18 protein-coding genes are annotated in these 16,666 nt (G+C 39.1%); 9 read left to right on the top strand and 9 right to left on the bottom strand.

The annotated features are described in order from the left end of the window. Window positions 1-142 precede the first annotated feature (142 nt). From AOB57_RS14030 to AOB57_RS14010, 5 genes are all read left to right on the top strand, one after another. Window positions 143-343, top strand: a complete 201-nt coding sequence (locus AOB57_RS14030; protein ID WP_054298226.1) for a hypothetical protein — start codon at window positions 143-145, stop codon at window positions 341-343. 335 nt (window positions 344-678) lie between these two features. Continuing rightward, window positions 679-1,035: a hypothetical protein gene (locus AOB57_RS14025; protein WP_226999542.1), complete on the top strand. Its 357-nt coding sequence runs from the start codon at window positions 679-681 to the stop codon at window positions 1,033-1,035. Window positions 1,036-1,153: 118 nt separating this feature from the next. Further along, window positions 1,154-1,837: a DUF72 domain-containing protein gene (locus AOB57_RS14020; RefSeq protein WP_054298224.1), complete on the top strand. Its 684-nt coding sequence runs from the start codon at window positions 1,154-1,156 to the stop codon at window positions 1,835-1,837. Window positions 1,838-2,035: 198 nt separating this feature from the next. Next, entirely contained in the window at window positions 2,036-3,226 is a 1,191-nt protein-coding gene (locus tag AOB57_RS14015; protein WP_226999541.1) for a hypothetical protein, read from the top strand. Window positions 3,227-3,610: 384 nt separating this feature from the next. Next, window positions 3,611-4,114 (top strand): Holliday junction resolvase-like protein, encoded by a 504-nt coding sequence (locus AOB57_RS14010; protein ID WP_167829644.1) that lies wholly within the window; start codon window positions 3,611-3,613, stop codon window positions 4,112-4,114. Between the two features lie 280 nt (window positions 4,115-4,394). Here AOB57_RS14010 and AOB57_RS14005 read toward each other — a convergent pair whose 3' ends face one another. Then, window positions 4,395-4,550, bottom strand: a complete 156-nt coding sequence (locus AOB57_RS14005) for a hypothetical protein (protein ID WP_167829643.1) — start codon at window positions 4,548-4,550, stop codon at window positions 4,395-4,397. Window positions 4,551-4,743: 193 nt separating this feature from the next. On the opposite strand from AOB57_RS14005, the gene AOB57_RS14000 reads away from it, so the two are divergent. Continuing rightward, on the top strand, window positions 4,744-5,268 hold the full coding sequence (locus AOB57_RS14000) for an NTPase (RefSeq protein WP_054298223.1): 525 nt from the start codon (window positions 4,744-4,746) through the stop codon (window positions 5,266-5,268). Window positions 5,269-5,358: 90 nt separating this feature from the next. On the opposite strand, the gene AOB57_RS13995 is transcribed toward AOB57_RS14000, so the two are convergent. After that, window positions 5,359-6,135 carry a GTPase gene (locus AOB57_RS13995; protein WP_054298222.1) on the bottom strand — a complete coding sequence of 259 codons (777 nt, stop codon included), beginning with the start codon at window positions 6,133-6,135 and terminating at the stop codon, window positions 5,359-5,361. Between the two features lie 559 nt (window positions 6,136-6,694). Here AOB57_RS13995 and AOB57_RS13990 point away from each other — a divergent pair. Then, the gene (locus AOB57_RS13990) at window positions 6,695-8,068 is read left to right on the top strand and encodes a tetratricopeptide repeat protein (RefSeq protein WP_226999540.1); all 1,374 of its coding nucleotides are present in this window, start codon (window positions 6,695-6,697) and stop codon (window positions 8,066-8,068) included. Window positions 8,069-8,181: 113 nt separating this feature from the next. On the opposite strand, the gene AOB57_RS13985 is transcribed toward AOB57_RS13990, so the two are convergent. The 5 genes from AOB57_RS13985 to AOB57_RS13970 all read right to left on the bottom strand — a co-directional run bounded on the left by AOB57_RS13985 (window position 8,182) and on the right by AOB57_RS13970 (window position 12,573). Beyond that, complete coding sequence (locus AOB57_RS13985; protein WP_054298221.1) at window positions 8,182-9,192, bottom strand: hypothetical protein; 1,011 nt, start codon at window positions 9,190-9,192, stop codon at window positions 8,182-8,184. A 126-nt stretch (window positions 9,193-9,318) separates the two neighbouring features. After that, entirely contained in the window at window positions 9,319-9,684 is a 366-nt protein-coding gene (locus AOB57_RS13980; protein WP_264371702.1) for a M23 family metallopeptidase, read from the bottom strand. 28 nt (window positions 9,685-9,712) lie between these two features. Further along, on the bottom strand, window positions 9,713-9,856 hold the full coding sequence (locus tag AOB57_RS14740) for a hypothetical protein (RefSeq protein WP_226999539.1): 144 nt from the start codon (window positions 9,854-9,856) through the stop codon (window positions 9,713-9,715). A gap of 191 nt (window positions 9,857-10,047) precedes the next feature. Next, on the bottom strand, window positions 10,048-11,532 hold the full coding sequence (gene tes / locus AOB57_RS13975) for a tetraether lipid synthase Tes (protein ID WP_054298220.1): 1,485 nt from the start codon (window positions 11,530-11,532) through the stop codon (window positions 10,048-10,050). Between the two features lie 747 nt (window positions 11,533-12,279). Then, window positions 12,280-12,573: a hypothetical protein gene (locus AOB57_RS13970; protein ID WP_226999538.1), complete on the bottom strand. Its 294-nt coding sequence runs from the start codon at window positions 12,571-12,573 to the stop codon at window positions 12,280-12,282. Between the two features lie 206 nt (window positions 12,574-12,779). Here AOB57_RS13970 and AOB57_RS13965 point away from each other — a divergent pair, with 206 nt between their 5' ends. Beyond that, window positions 12,780-13,475, top strand: a complete 696-nt coding sequence (locus AOB57_RS13965; RefSeq protein WP_054298219.1) for a type 1 glutamine amidotransferase — start codon at window positions 12,780-12,782, stop codon at window positions 13,473-13,475. Between the two features lie 187 nt (window positions 13,476-13,662). Here the strand turns inward: AOB57_RS13965 and AOB57_RS15105 are convergent, their stop codons facing one another. Together AOB57_RS15105 and AOB57_RS13955 are read right to left on the bottom strand one after the other, a co-directional pair. Continuing rightward, the gene (locus AOB57_RS15105; protein ID WP_082384106.1) at window positions 13,663-14,064 is read right to left on the bottom strand and encodes a DUF2085 domain-containing protein; all 402 of its coding nucleotides are present in this window, start codon (window positions 14,062-14,064) and stop codon (window positions 13,663-13,665) included. Next, window positions 14,036-14,383: a zinc-ribbon domain-containing protein gene (locus AOB57_RS13955; RefSeq protein WP_054298218.1), complete on the bottom strand. Its 348-nt coding sequence runs from the start codon at window positions 14,381-14,383 to the stop codon at window positions 14,036-14,038. Before AOB57_RS13955 ends, AOB57_RS15105 begins: the two co-directional genes overlap by 29 nt. Before the next feature lie 618 nt (window positions 14,384-15,001). Here AOB57_RS13955 and AOB57_RS13950 point away from each other — a divergent pair. Continuing rightward, a complete protein-coding gene (locus AOB57_RS13950) occupies window positions 15,002-16,354 on the top strand; it encodes a hypothetical protein (protein ID WP_054298217.1) in 1,353 nt (450 codons plus the stop codon). Window positions 16,355-16,666 lie beyond the last annotated feature (312 nt).

Genomic DNA, 16,666 nt, shown 5'->3' with positions numbered 1-16,666 from the left:
AACACTGTTAATTACGTGTTAGCTTATATTCTTCTTAAAGGTTGTTATTAAAGGTCATTTTTCTGTACAATCAAAAATCTGTACATAATTATAACGCTCAAGTATATAAATATACAAACCTTCTTGACTCTGGTGAAAAATCATGGAATTACAGGATATAAACAACTTCGTGCAGACCGCAAATGAAGATCAACTCAAAGCCTTCGGTTTCCTGGGACAGTGGATGATGGAAAACGTGCCTAAATACTGCACCTGTGCCTCGAAGTGTAATCAAAACTGTGAACTTGCAAAGGCACTTGGCGGAGCGCTCCAGGCAGCCGGGCAGAAACTCCAAGAGCAGTAAGCAGGATAAACAGGCAGAAATAAACAGGATCCTGCTCAGATCCTTTGCCCTTTAATTTTTATTTTTCCTTTAATTTTTATTTTTACTTTTTTATTTTTTCCGTTTAATTTTTCAAGCATATTTTATGTATTCAATGTTTAAAATCTTTATAATCCACTTCCATTTCTAAAATCAATTTAAAGATCACAGGATTGCAACTTATTTATACTTAAGAGTTATATTTTATCCAGATTATATAAAAAGGTGAATCTAATACGGATCCGACAGGCTCAGACAGGGAAAAATTCTGGGATGCAGAAACTTTTGCAATAATTACTGACCGCACAAAGCCAGCTATGAAATGGGCTGCCTCCGAACTTAAAAATCGTGGCAAAAAAGTCTATCTTGTAGACCTTTCTGGGGAACCTGACCCCAACTCCCTGAAAAATGTCATATCTCTTCCCTCAGGCATAGCCAATGCAGTTATAGGAATAACAAAATCAGATCCTGGAGATTTGGTTCCTCTTCTCAGGGAAAAAGGCGCAAACAAAATCTGGCTCCACTGGACTACCAAAACCGAAAAAGCCCTTGAAGCCTGCCAGAAACTGAAACTCGAATGCATTATAGGGTACTGCCCCATGATGTATCTTGGTAGCGGGTTGAGTATACATGGCGTGCACAGGATGATTGCAAAAGTGACCGGGAAGTATTAAACATTAAGATATAAAAAATACTGGAAACAAACTTCACTGAAACGCGAGGATTTCCACTTCTAAACTCGGTGAACCTGAAATAAATCTGCCATTAAGCCGGATATCCGAAGGGAAATGTATGGATGTGTTTGTAGGTACGAGCGGCTGGTACTACGATTGGAACAAAAAGAAGAACTTTGATTGGTTTATAAAGAATTCCAGCCTGAACAGTGTCGAACTTAACGCCAGCTTCTATAGATTTCCTTTTCCCAGGCAGATTGAAGTCTGGAGCACGAAAGGGACAGGACTCAGGTGGAGCATAAAGGTGCATAGATCCATAACCCACTGGCGCCAGCTCAGTGAGAGTTCCCTTGAAATCTGGGAGAATTTCAGGGAGCTTTTTGAACCCATGGATCATATTATTGATTTTTACCTCTTTCAGGTGCCTCCGAACTTCAATGATGTAGCAAGAGCACTCAGGTTTGCAGAAGCCGCAAAACTCGGGGAAAGATTCGCCCTGGAGATCAGGAATAAAGAGCTACTGGGAAATGATGAGGCATGTGCAGAGCTTATGAAGGAGGTTACCCTGGTATCAGTAGATTCCCCGGACTACAGGAATCGCATCTTTCCCGGAAAAATCATATATATGAGGATGCACGGCAGGGAAGGTTGGTACAGTTATAATTATTCCAGGGAAGAAATTAGCGAAACTTTCAGGAAAATGCGTGAATTTGGGCCTGAGAAAGTCTACATTTATTTCAATAACGACCATAATATGCTGGAAAATGCAAGAATGACATTAAAAGCCTTTTCTGGATTGTAAACTCCAAATTCATTTCTTAATTCATAAAAAGCTTCATTTTATTTGAGAAAATAATGAGATTTAACGGCGCTAATTTCTTATTTTTGAGTCTTACTGAAAAACTATTTTTTTAATTGTTAACCTTTATTAAGAATAAATTATTATATTAAGAAGTGTATCCAAAGTTTAATACGGAGATTCTGAGGAGTTAAATATCAGGTGCCTCAAGATCAAAAACAAATTTTTGAGAATCCAACCACCAAAGAAGCCATTTTACCCGGAATTCCCTATATATATAAAAAAGAAGTGAAATATATGTTCTGGAGTAAAGACGAGATAGTTGAAAGGCTGAGCAAAATCCCTAGAACCCTAGAAGACATCTCAATAGAAATTTTTGAAGGTGTCCCCCCAACGAATGATTTTTTGCAAAAAGCTGACCTTTCGAGAGAGAACTGCACAGATGTATCCTGCATCAGCAGAGACGCACACACAAATGTAGGCATAGAACAGGTAAGTATAGAGAAGGAGCTCATGCATCCTTATGTGGATGGCTCCGTCTCAAGCGAATTTGCGGTTCAGTCAACTAAGTACCAGTTTATACTGCCTTATGAGATCCTCGACAACAGCATAAGGAAAGAATACAGGATATTCCAGCCCGAGGAACTGAAAACAATGTTTCCTGTAGCTTATAAGCATCTAATGGAAATTAAACAGCAATCAGAAATTGAAAAACAGGAGTTCGATTTGGCTGACTATCGTCTTGAGGACGAGAGCTTCCTGAGATACATTAATACGCCTAAAATCATCGCTACCAGTAACTTACGCCTGCAGGCTTCGTACGATCCGACCGGAAAGCACGTTTTTGCAAACGGAGTAGGAATCGTGCTCGGAGATCCTACACTCTACCTCTATGTTACAGCCGTGCTCAACTCTTCGATAGCAGGTGCTTTCCCCGAAATCTGGAGCCGCCAGGGAGTACAGAATACCAGCGGCCTGAATTCACAGATGCTGAAAAGGTTCCCAATAACGTTCCCTAAAAAAGAGATTACCGAGAACATTATAAGTACAATCTCCCGTTACCTGATTTACCTCAACAGGCAGAAGCAGATAGCAAAAAAGTACTCCATACCCGGCTACCAGGAGCTCATTGACTTCTACAAGAGAATTTCAGATCTTCTGATTCTGGATACTTATATTACAAACGATCTCGACCCAAAGCTTCTTGATGTTCTTGCAGAGAACATTACGGCATCCGATGAAGGATTTGAATACAGCGACGATATAAATCTCCTGATCGGATTGCAAGAAATAAAGAAAAACATCCTGAATTCTCCAGACTTTGTGAAGTGCAGGTTCAGCAATGAGTTCACAAATATTCTGGCAACTCTGAAAAACACCCGTGTCTGGTAAGTGAAAATACTCAACCAGCACATATTTTTAATTACTTTCCCGGATGTCTTGATTTTTATTTTCCGGTACCTCGACTTTTTATTTTCCTGTATCTGTTTTTTACTTTACTTTTTCTGATTCTTTATTTCGATTATCTTGACTTTTCTTTTCCAGATATCCTACCTCAGTTGCTCTACAAGCCAGCAAGATTTTCTGAGATCCAGAACGGTGTGCATATTTATCCTGATCTAAAGAAAGTCCTGCTAGAAGTTTTAAATAATTTCAGCTATTTATAGAGTCTAAAATTTATTATTTGAGACATATTTCTCACATAATACCATTGTATGCTCTGACCTTTCGTTACCCTACCTTTCATATACCCTGACTTTCTCCGGAGAAATAACCGTGGACTACTGGATAATTTCAACCCTTGCCCTTTTATTTGGCCTGCTTGCTGCTTATCTTCTCCTGAAATATATTGACCTAAAAGGCCGGACCGAGTCCCGTGCCAGGGAGATGTTCGAAACTTGGCAGGCGAGAGAGATGGACCGTCAGGTTTCCGAAAAAGCCGAAACTCTCTTCAGAACCTGGAAATTGGACGAGGAGAAAAAAATCCGCCAGGACGCAGTAAAGAAAAGCGAAGCTGTTACCCGTGGCAAGGTTACGGAACACCTTATCCCCTATTTCCCGGATTTCGAGTACAACCCTAAAGATGCCCGCTTCCTCGGCACCCCTGTAGATTTCATTGTTTTTGACGGGCTCTCGGAAGGAAAAATGAATAGGGTGGTCTTTGTCGAGGTCAAAACCGGAAAAACCGGAGCCCTTTCCCCGAGAGAAAAACTTGTCAGGGACTGCATTGGCAGGGGAAAGGTAAGCTATGAAATTATCCATAACAGGGATAACAATTGAAGAAGAATGAAGACTAAAAAACGAATTTACAATAAAGATCGGAGAAAGGACGACCTACTGCTAAAAACTAATGTTTTACCTCAATTCTCTCAGAGCTGGAGAGATTTCAGCTTTCACTCAATCAAAGTCAATTAGCCCCAGCCGCACCTCGGCGCGGGACAAAAGCGACCTTGAGACACCTCTTTGCTGCCTCAGAATTACATTAAACGATTAATAAGCGGAGCGTCGAAAAAAAGTAAGGTCTGGAAAATCTGGAAACATATTTCCTGTTTATCTATTATTACTCCAGTTTCTTCTCTGGCATATAGCACCCAAAATAGGTATTTTGCTCCACTTTCTTCAGGATATTGTTAATGCTTTCGAGTGAAGCTTCCATCCTTTCCATCCTTTTCTCGATCTCCTGCAGTCTGGTAAGAATTTCCTGGTCTGTAGTCACGGTTTTCAACCTCGTATATATTTACTAAAGTTAACTTAATAGAAACTTCTGACGTATACTCCAGTATGTTCTGCAATCATTTTATAGTCAACGTAAAACTTCATTGCTTGCCGATTTAAATAAAATCAAGATCTATTTTTCAGGGAAATGAGGTAATTCTAGGAAACAGGAAAATAAAGGGGACGAAAATACAATGTTAAGAATCGCAGTAACCGGCAGCCCGGGTATTGGAAAATCAACAGTTGTGGCAAAAGTTGCTGAAAAACTTGCCGACCAGCCGGGCTTAGAAATAGGCGGCATCCAGACTGCTGAAATCCGGAATGAAGGGAAGAGGGAAGGATTCTCGATAAAAGATCTTTCTACCGGAAAAACAGGATTTCTGGCTTCTATCAGAGGAAATGGGCCTAGAGTTGGAAAATATCACGTCAACCTGGAAGACCTTGAAAGAATCGGGGCAAATGCTCTAAGGAGTGCTCTGGATTGTGACCTTATAGTTATCGATGAGGTTGGGCCGATGGAGCTCAAATCCGAAGCTTTCGTTTCGGCAGTTGAAGCAGTCCTGAAATCCAATAAATCTGTTCTTGCTGTACTACATCGGTCAAGCAGCCACCAATTGGCTCAAAGGATGAGGAAAGAATTCGAGGTATTGACGGTTGATGAGGAGAATCGGGATAAGCTGCCTGAAAAAATCATAAACAGTTTCATGGAAATGGGGTGAAACCTATCCTTCTCACATCCTATCTATCATGATTCACTAAATGTATCGTATTCTGTACCGAAGATTTACGGAACAACATTGCATGAGTTTTTATATAAGAAGCAGCCCGTTTTGCCAGTCATTGATTATTCTGGTAGCGGTTCTTGTTTCATCCACCTCTCCTTTCTTCTGCAGGAAATTACACAGTCTGCCTATCATCTCAAGCACATCGTAAGAACTTTCGTCTTCGATTGTAACATTATAGAACGATTCAAGGGCTGCTTTATTTTCGGCAAGCATTTTTTCGATTATTTTCAAGGCTACTCCTATCTTGTCCTTGAGGTGGGTTGCATCCTTTATTCCTAGCAGGCCCTGGAGGTATTCATCTTTCTCATCAAAGGGGATAACCCCAGGCGTGTCTATAAACATAATGTGTGAACCTGCATATACGTGCTGAACGCCTTTTGTGTGGCCTGATATAGGAGACGTACTTGCCCTGTGCCTGCCTGTGACGCTGTTGATTACGGAGGATTTGCCGACATTGGGATAGCCGAGAGTGCCGACCAGGATATCTCGCCCTTTTATACCCGCTTTTATAGCGGCAGATGCAAGGATTTGGTGCCTGAGCATTGTTGTTCCTGACCTTTCCCTGCTGGAGACAAAAACTACAGGTGCAATTTTTGAAAGACGGGTTTTTGTCTTCTCAAGTTTTTCCTTTGATACGAGATCAGATTTGTTGATTACTATTATGAGAGGTTTGTTTAAGCGAATAATATCGCGTTCTACTTCGCTGTTCCGGGTCTCGTCAGGAAATCTAGCATCTATTATTTCGAGAAGGACATCAGCTTTTCTGATAACATCTTTTACAAGGGCTTTGTAGCTCGCCATATACTGTGGCTATGGCACAAGCTGATATATGAATATAGTGAGGTGAAGGTTTTAGTATACTCGATGAAGCAAAAAAGTGAAAAGTGGCTGCAAGAATCAGGGATTTATCTATGACGAAATTATAATAGGACTTACGCGGATTCCTGTTTTGCAGGCAACTTTTGAATTTTTCTTTTTTTATCCTAAGGTGTAAACTGACTCTCTTATAAATTGGTTAACAGCGTTTATTGCAATCATAATGAAAGAATATTTTAATCTGAGTCACAAAGTGCTTCAACCGCGTAAGTCCTATATAATTTAGGTGATTTTGACAACATATATTATTGGACAAACTTACTTTATATAGAAGCATTCTGTGATATTTAGAATTAGATATAGTAAATCTTAAAATAAAGACTTTTATTATCTTATTTTTATTCAGGAGGGGTAAATCACGACTAATTTCAACAAAGATTCAGAAGAAGAGGAAATCTCAGGAAAAGAAGTAGTTTCAGGAAAAAGAAAAGATTCTGGCGAAAGTAGCTCTACTGACATTTCAAATAAAAGCCTGGAAGAAGAGTTGGGAATTGAAAAGAAAACGAAAAAACATCGAGCTCTGCTTGAAAGGTACGGGAACAGGCTGAAAGATCTGGATCCGGAGCTTATCACTCCTGAAGATGAAATTGCCTTAAAGGAAGCATTTATACATGCAAAGGAAGCTTTTGAACCGGAAGAACTGGTAAGCTGGTTCACAGTTAAAGCCGCACCTTTCTACAGATCCGGATCCTGGAAAGTGCTCTTCCCCCTTTATGAAGAACTGCTTGGTATTGTGGAAAAGGAAATTGGGCCTGAGAGTCCAGAGGCTGCATCTGTACTGAACGGGCTTGCAGGAATCTACCGTTATATGGAGAATTACGAAGAAGCCCTAAGGTTTTTTTTAATGGCTTTGAGAATCCGCGAAAACCTTGCCAACCAACCTAGACCTGAAACCGGGGATACACTAAGTGAGCTTGGTACTCTCTACTATCTGATGGAGAGGCATGAAGAGGCTGTCTCATACTACACCCGCGCTCTGGAGATTCAGGAGAATTTCCTTAGCCCACAGAACCTCGGCGCTGTCAGGACCCTGAACAGGATGGCTTTTTTTTATAAGGGGCTGGAAAAGCCTGAGAAAGCTGAAGAGCACTTCAGGAGGGCTCTCAAACTTCTCGAAAAACTTCTTGAGCAGGAGCCTGAAAGCCATGCGGTTATGAGGTATAAAGCCGGAACCTTGAATAACCTGGGCGTTTTGCTCGCGGAGATGGGCAAACTTGATGAAGCTGAGGATACTTATGGGCAGGCTTTAAAGCTTCAGGAAAAGGTATATGGTGCTGAGCATCCGCAGGTTGCCCAGACTCTGAACAATCTTGCCCTGCTCTATTTCCAGACCACAAGATATGAAAAAGCCATGATCCTTTACACAAGATCCCTAGAAATCATGGAAAAATTCGGAAAAACTGAACATACGGGCTTTGCTACGACCCTTAACAACCTCGCAGGCGTCTATATCCAGAAAGGCCGTTATGAAAAAGCGCTGGAGTTATACACGCGAGCCCTCGAAATCCGGGAGCGCATCCTGGGTCCTGACAGTCCTGACGTTGCGAAGACCTTAAACAACATGGGTGAACTTTATAGGATCCTTGGTCAGCACAAAAAAGCCCTTTCTCTCTATACTCGTGCCCTTCAGATTTATGAAATAACTCTAGGCCCGACCCATCCCGATATCGGCACAACTCTTAACAACCTTGCAGGTCTGCATGAAAGCATGGGCGAATACGAAACTGCAATCGACCTATATGAAAAATCCCTCGATATAATCGAAAAAAGATATGGCCCAGACCATCCCTATTTTAAAATCACACGAAATAATTTACTTGGCCTGTACGAAAAAATAGAACGAAGCTGGCGGAGCTAAGAATTCAATCACTGCAAGTATACCTTTATACCTGCCAGCTGCGTTTTTACACAATTGAGATTATATAGTTCAGTTATTAATAAATATACAATCCAATTATCTAAAATAAACTCTCAGAGAACATAAAACAGGTTCAATACTCCATGGCATGTGCAGGTAGTGGCAATGAAAAATGCCCTATCTTCAGGGTTCTCAAACCTTTCTCCACTCTTATTTTCTTTAAATGCTCTTACAAACTCAAAGATCTCAATTAGATTCTGCTTGAGTTCCTTTCCTTTAAGCCCTCCTGTACCTGGCTTCATCTGGTGGCTCTCAAAGACCCAGCCTGGCAGGCTCTGGCGAAGTTTCCTTGCATATTCCGTAATGGTATTGGGTTTTATCCGCCCGAATGTGGGACAGCGGTCTCTAGGGCCCGGACAGCCATCAGGACAGATTTCTCCTTCCCTGGCATAAGAGAAAAACAGCATTCCATGTTCAGGGTAACGCCCTGCGATTACATCAGCAGGAAAGGAAGCTGCAAGCTTTTCGAAAAATGCCATGAGCCTTTGGTTTTCAGGTCCGATAATAAGTTCGGTTACAGGGCTGCTTCCTTTCTGGCTTTTATCTTCTATTTTTTCCGGGTTTTCATTCTTTGCAGGTTCAAGAGGGAATTTTAGAAGATCGGAGAGCATATATGCAACCGCATGACAGGGGACAGCAGGAATAATATATTCAGGAATACCATGGCTTAGAAGAAAAGGAATGTGCTTAAGATCCATTTTGCAAAAATAGATTTCAGGTTCTCTACCTTCTTTTTCGCTTTCTCCTTCATCTTCCCTTTTGATTGCCCCTGATACTCTGGGAGATTTAAACACTTTATTCGGTGAAGGCTCTGAAGCCTTATTTTTCAGAAGATTTACCAGCTCGACTTCAGTTTTGATGTCTGCCTCATCTGAAGCAGGCACGGTTTCGTCCCTGTCGATAACGAGTACAAAGGGGAACTTGTTTTTCCGGGCATAATGAAGGAAATCCGTGCCGATTTTTCCCCCTCCCAGAACCAGATAATAATTTTTGATTACCTGAGTTTTCTCAAGGCGATTTATTTTTTCATTCATTGCAGAGATCTCAAAATTTGGATTTTCCATAGAACACCAGCCAGATAGTTAAAACGGCAGCAAGCTAAGGCTTTTTCCTGCACCCTTGCGTGAAGAAAAATTAGCTTCCTTTTATATAAGTGCACAGGTGAGATTGTCAGGTCTAATTTGTGGATGTCACGATAGTATTTGTTCAAGGTAGCCCGTAGGATCAATCAGGTTTTCAGGCTTTTCTTCGCCAAACCAGTTTCCCCCAAGATAATTCCTGTGCGTAGTAATGGGCTGCTTTTTCCAGAACTCAAAATGAAGCATGCTCGGATTCCTGTCTTTTAACTTCCGGATATAAAGCGGGCAGGATTCATCGATTTTGCTGGAGTTCAGTACCATGCCCACATGCCCTATCAATTGCCCGGGTTCGATTTCGTCTCCTTTTTTCACGGTAAAGCCTGCAAACTCACCGTATTTACAGAACAGTTCCCTGTTATGTTCAATAATTACATAATAAGTCGGATTCCAATAAGGCAGGATTTCAGGCGAGGTCATCAGCCCTATCTCTGCGACAACTCCTCTTTCAATCGAAACTACTCCGTGTTTTCAGGGTCATAAAGGTCAACTCCGCAATGGTATCTATCTCCCCTTTTTTCCCAGAAAGAGCCGGTTTCACCTTTTTGCGGAACCTGAAACTTCTTAAAGCCTGTTTTTTTCTGATCTGCATTTTCAGAATCTGGATTTTCTAAAATTTTTGAATTTAGAGGCCACACTTTCATGAGATCTCAATATATGTGGGGGTAATTTTTTAAATAATTTATTTGATGTTCTGGTTTTATATTCTATTATTGGATTTTATTCCTGCTTTTATCATATATCATTACTGCTCTGCTAAGATCGTTATTTTGTCTTATGCTATTACCGTTCGGATTTATTTGTTTGCGTATAGGGCATTGAAAACTTTAGCTCAACCGAATCCCTATAAAATGTGTTGTATGTGCAGAAAGGGATTATTCTGCCATCAGGTGTAGAATAATGAACTCCGCACTTTTTGATCCTCTCAAGATCTATGTTATACAGATCCTGAAAATGCATTACTCCGACAAATAGGGTATTCCTGTGGAAGCGTGCAGCATGTTCTTTATCGCCGGCTTTAAGGACGTCAAGAATCATCCGGGTTACGTTTATTGATTTCGGTCCCCTGCTCTCGTCAATGTACCTTGGGACCTCCTTTATGACTTTTGCAAGGGTTCGGACCCGCCCTCCTTTCCCATTTATCTCAGGGATTACTTCGTTTATAAACTCAAGAAAACCATCAACATCAATAAAATCTGTAATCGGGATAAAATGACCCTCTTCAAAGAATAGATAGGTTGCAGCCCCGCAGTGCTGGTGGACTGTGAATTCAGGGATTGGGACTTTCATCATAACTGATAAAAACCGGCTTATAGGGACTACAGAAGATACAGGATACCAGGCGTTGCGGGAGATCTCTCCGTCGGTCTGTTCCTCCACAAGTCTCAGCACATCGGGTATGGTAATCCTTTTATCTTCTCGCTGAGACTGGTCCACCCTTCCTGTAAAGGCAATGGGCTGGAAATTTACTCCTTTTACAATGTCAAGATGTTCGGCTGCAAACCGGATGATTCCTCCAACTTGGGAATCGTTAACCTTTTTTGCAAGCGTCGGCACAAGCACAAGACTATCTGGTCCAAAATCCCTGCAGTTTTTGATAGCTTTTATCTTTAGGGGCAGGGCGTTAAAACCTCGGGTTTTGATGTAGGGATCTGGTGTGACTCCATCAAAAGAGAGGTAAATTGTATGAAGTCCGGCGTCTTTAAGTCTTTTGCAGTACTCTGGACTTTTTGCAAGCTTAACTCCGTTGCTTGCAATCTGGATTTGCAAAAAACCCAGTTCTTCTGCCAGTTCAATAATCTCAGGAAGGTCATCCCTTACTGTTGGCTCTCCGCCAGAAAATTGAATGGCATAGCATGGAACAGGTTTTTCGTTTCTGAGCGTTTCCATCATCTTTCTGATTTCCTCGAAACTAGGCTCATAAATGAGACCTGTCACTCTTGCGTTTGCAAAACAGACAGGGCATGCAAGGTTGCATCTGTTGGTGATGTCTATATTTGCAAGCAAAGTTCCTGTCTGGTGAGCAGGACAGATACCGCAATCAAATGGGCAATTTGTGGAATCAGAATCCTGGAGATGGGAAATCTCTGATCCGGTATGTGAATGAATTTCAAACTTCCTGTAAAGTTCAGCGTCTGACCAGTATATATCCCTGAAGTTCCCATGTTCAGGGCAGCCTTTTTCCATTATCAGTTTTCCATTTTCCTCAAAGATTGAAGCCGTAATTATCTTTTTGCATTCCGGACAAACCGATTTTGTTGATCTCATGCTTTTACCCTGCCTTTAACCAGTAAGTCTGATAGTTAGGCGTAAATTCTCGATTGCCGGATCAGGTTTTGAGAGCTTTTAATATGCTTTCCATAGCTTTAGCTGTGAGTTTTTTATTTTGTGAAAATTCTCTTATTAAAACTTTTTCAGGCATTCACTGACAAAAAGCTTGAAAAGATCATACTTTTCACTATTAACCTGAGTTCCCGTGCGCTGGTATACAGCTTCTCCCAAATTAGAGTTCAATCAAATGAGACTCATGAATTATGACAGGAAACGCGGTGGAAAAATGCAGTACCTTAACGTTTAATGCATCCCTCAACCATTGTTTCATAGGATTGTAGTTTTATATTCCCCGAATTAAATAAAGCTCTAATATTATTTAAATTAACTGAATAAGAGAGAAAAATAACGGAAAAAGTCAAAAATCTGTTTTAAGCCCTTTAAATGTTATTTAAGAATAGATTGGCTGCAGATCATTATATATTTCCATAATCTGTGGTACGGACGACTGCTGAAAGAAATTTGTTTCCACTCTGAGTTATCCCTGGAACTGCTAAATAAAAGCTAAAGAACAAAATAACTGTATCTTTGTATACCAGATGTATTATTAGAGACACTAAATGTTTATCAGGTATCTTTACATAAATCGGAGATCTCTACACAGGTGTAGAGATGATTCTTAAATCTGATTTAGGAAGGAATATCTTTTTGTCAGATTTTATGCATTGCATCCTTGTCGGGATTTCAGTAATATCTTTTGCATGGTTTTTCTTTTTTAGCTCTCTTAGATATCTCCTTTAAAGATATTACAAAAGTAGAGATGAATATTATACCAAGGATTATCCGGTTTACAGGGCTTGTTAAGTCTGAATAATTATTCACAAAAGGACTGGTAACAGAATAACCAACGTCGCTGGCTAAATAGGCGTTTTCAGGCTGCAATCCGTAATAAGCGGCTTCTATAAGTACTGTTATAAGTGTTATTAAACAGGCTATTATGAAACTGCGTATTAAAATATCAGAGTTCATTGTGATCATCTTTATAACTTCATCCTGAAATATAAGTTTATTTCAGCCAAATCCCTGTATTGAACATTTTTAATTTTAAAAAAGATTGGTAAAAATTAATGTCCTTTGATAAAGAAAAAGAGGGCAAAGCTTCTTCGATTGAACTGTCAGTAATATATGAAATTCTCAATGAATTAAGGGTAGTATTTAATCTTGAAATTACAAACTGATCTTGTATGAAAATCCACGTTCTCCAGCACTCTCCCATAAACACCCTGGGCACCATTGAAGAATATGCAAGAATCAAAGGACACAGGCTTGAGTCAACCCGTTTTTACGAGGCAAAAAGTCCCCCGGAACTTGATTCTTTTGATCTTCTTATCATCATGGGTGGTCCAATGGGAATCTACGATTATGAAGAAAATCCCTGGCTGAGGGATGAAAAAGCATTTATCAAGCAGGCAGTTGACACTGGAAAACCGATACTTGGAATCTGCCTTGGTGCGCAATTGCTTGCTGACATCCTCGGCGCCCGCGTTTATGAAAACCCGCATATGGAGATGGGATGGTTTCCTGTAAGGGCATCCGGCGGCAAAAATAAACCAGAATTTCTTGAGGGGCTGTCGGAAAGGATTACGGTTTTTCACTGGCACAGCAGGACTTTTGACCTGCCGGCAGGAGCTGTTCACCTTTTTGAAAGCGAGGGCTGCAAGAACCAGGGATTCATTTATAACGGAAGGGTTGTGGCGCTTCAGTTTCATCCCGAGGTGAATGAAGAAAGAATTCGGTCTTTGATTGAGCGATTTGGGGAAGGGCTGGCGGAGGGACCGTTTGTGCAGAAAAAGCAAGAAATGCTCGGGCAGCGAGAATATCTGGTTGGCACAAAGGAATTTATGTTTTTAGTGCTGGATAGGTTTGAGAAAATGATTTAAAGAGTGTTCAGCCGCTAATAGCCCAATTAAGTCCACTCTAAACCTAATTAAGATCAATTACTGCTCACAGAACACTTTTTAGAACACTGAAAAAAATATTGACTCTTTAATATAAATAAATGTCAAAATTTATTCCTTAAGCGGCCTCTGAATATTTGTACAGCAAGCATAGTTTCGAGATAATATATTATGCATTCAGTTGTAAGAAAAACCACTCTGTAATGTTTAAGCAAAATATAACTGATCCTATTCCAAATAAAAATCCAGTTGCAAACCTACGATTATTAGTACTTTGTTTATATCCCAAGTACTGTAATCCACCGTCTATAACCATAGGTATTGCTAAGACAAAACATAGTTTATAATTTAAATATGTTGGATTTATAGGTAAAATAAAAAAAAATAGCTTGGAAGATATGAGATAAATTAATCCTCCTAAAATAATTCCTGTGCATCGTGCACATAGTGGCAAATGTCTATTCTTATAAACAAAGCATCTATCAGGTTTTGAGTGACACAGATTGGACTGTCTCAACCAAATATTGATAGATTTTAAATACTTATTCACTTTTGCCGATTTTAAATTCATAACCACAATCCGAGCAAAACTTACTGTCGATATCATTTTGTAATCCACATTTAGGACAAACTCGCGCTTTTTTATTTGAATTGTTTATTACGACTTGTTGCTGCTGTTGTTGTTTTTGGCTTCTGAAACAAAATTTAAAGATAAAATAACATACTAATAAATAAAATAACAGTGAGATAATTGAAAAAAACATTCCTATTGTAGCTTGGGGATCTGCTATTGCTGCAATAGTAAATAGGACGGCAATTATTAAACCTATATATGCATATTTGGCATTTGGTCTCTTATTAAACTCTTCGATTTGTTCCTGTAAATTCATGAGCGAACACCATCAATTTTTAACATCAGTTTGTCGTCTTTTTAATCGCTACGTTTTTATTTTCAACCTTATAATATTTTCCAAATAGCCTCATATGACCCTATTTTTGAACCAAAATTTTTTAAATTTAAACATGGCTTGTAAGAAAGAGAGTTTAGAAACAAATAGTTAAAGAAATAACATATATTAAAACCTTTGTATTTATGTATCTGTTCAAATATTATATTTAAAAGAAAATGACGTTTATTCGTAAATTTGTTAGAAACTTCACGTAATTTATTCTCCTTTTTCCCAGAAGTTACCTCATGTTTAGTCTGCTGTTTTTCTAGATCAAGTTTTAAATATGTACTGCTTGCTTTGAGAAGATATTGCCAGCTTTGGTAGTATTTCCAAATATTTATTTTAGACTATATCCTCAGTTGGAGTCACCAGTAACTATGTTTTATGACTGCTCTGCCTTTCAAATAGTGTAATAAATAGCGAATATGAAAACGAGATATAAGACAGTGTATTACATCTAAACTGTCAAAGAATATTTATATTAAGACCTCTGATAAATATGATGAATATATTACTCAAACTATTTAAGAATCTAATATATTATAATCAGGTACTATTATGAATAATAAAGATCAGTTTGTTCCTCTTTTTCCTTTCGGTGAGCCGAATCAGTCAACGGTCATTGCAAAGGACAAAGTATTGATTAAGGATAGTGATGAGATTGTTTTATCTACTGTAAATGCGGAAATTCGTCTCGATCTAGTTCCACGACCTCGAATTCGTGTGCATATCACCAATATAGAAGAATTAGATAACTCTGAAAGAGTAGAATTAGCTTGGATGCTTGCATCAGATAAGTTCTTTTCTTTAGAGTTAAAGAATCATAAAAAGCAAATTAAAGTATACGTAACAACTTGTCACTTGTCAAATCCAGAAGAACTCTCACTAATATTTTCTCCATTTTCTGAGCCAATAGTCGGATTTGGAGATGACAACACTCAGATGCAATATATCATTTTTCATTTATTTAACTTTAAAAAAATAATTGCAAACAAAGGTAGTTATTCTAAAAATGTCAAGTTAGAAGCAGATAACTGGGTAGTAGAGCTGAAATCTTTAGCAGATTCAGATAACACATTCAATAAATTAAGAAGTGAAGGTGGCTACGGTCTAACACATGTAGGTTGTTTGAGTAAAAAATATGATACTCCTATTTCTGGTAAAGAAGCTAGAGACATGCTTCATGCGCTATATTACTTTTTCTCGTTTACAAAAGGAGTCTGGTGTAATCCTGTATGTGCAGTGGGTTTTAATTCCTCAGATCGAGTATGGGAATCATGGTCATCACTCATGGAATGTTGTCCTCGTCCACATAGTTCATGGTTTGATGAGCATCATTCAGAGCAACTTGAAAGTCTCTTCCCTGGTTTTATGAACAAATGGAATGACAATCTTCAAACGGTTATGTATTATATACTCGCTAATACTTCGAGATTTCAAGTTGGGACTATTTTGGCTCAATCTGCACTTGAGAGGTTATCTTTTGAGCACTTTAAGGCAAATCCAATTAAAAGGAGTAATACCTCAAAGAAGCTGAGATGTCTTTTTCATGATTTGAATATTCTTGTAGATCTTACTGAAAACACTTCTATACTAAAAACGTTAGCAGAAGATATTAATAAGGTAAAATCTATGAAACAATTGGAAAAATCTATGAAACAATTGGAAGATTCAAAATGGACTGACGCACCCAGTGCTTTTAATGGAATTCGTAATTATCTAGTGCACCCCAAAAAGAGATATGATAGTTTGGACTTTGACTCGGCTATTTATGATGCATACAATCTGGAACTGTGGTATCTCGAACTCTCTTTACTTAAAGAGTTCGAGTACTCAGGAACATATCGTAATCGTTTAACAGCGAAATCGATAGGAGAGATCGAAAAAGTTCCATGGGAAAGTAAGCTGTAAATCTGTCAAACATTTTCGAAATATATTTGTACGTTAAAAAAGTATTCTTTAGTAGCTCTGGTGTGAGAGTGAATCTCAAAAAACTTCCTTATGATGATATGGATTTAAAATATCTAAGGCCGAGCGGCTGAGTACGCATACCAAATCATTGACTAATATCAGTCAATGTCTTGGTATTAGTTACCAGGTATTATGAAATCTAATATCGGAGGTGTAATATGACAGACGATATGCATCATATGGAAGTTATTCTTATCTGCATCACTGTTATCATAGCTTTGCTGCGGTGAGGGGTGAGGAACTCCACACCAG

It is taken from the genome of Methanosarcina flavescens (assembly GCF_001304615.2).
Classification (GTDB): domain Archaea; phylum Halobacteriota; class Methanosarcinia; order Methanosarcinales; family Methanosarcinaceae; genus Methanosarcina; species Methanosarcina flavescens.
Note: the sequence above shows the minus strand (reverse complement) of the source record. Positions and strands in the feature narration are given on the sequence as shown.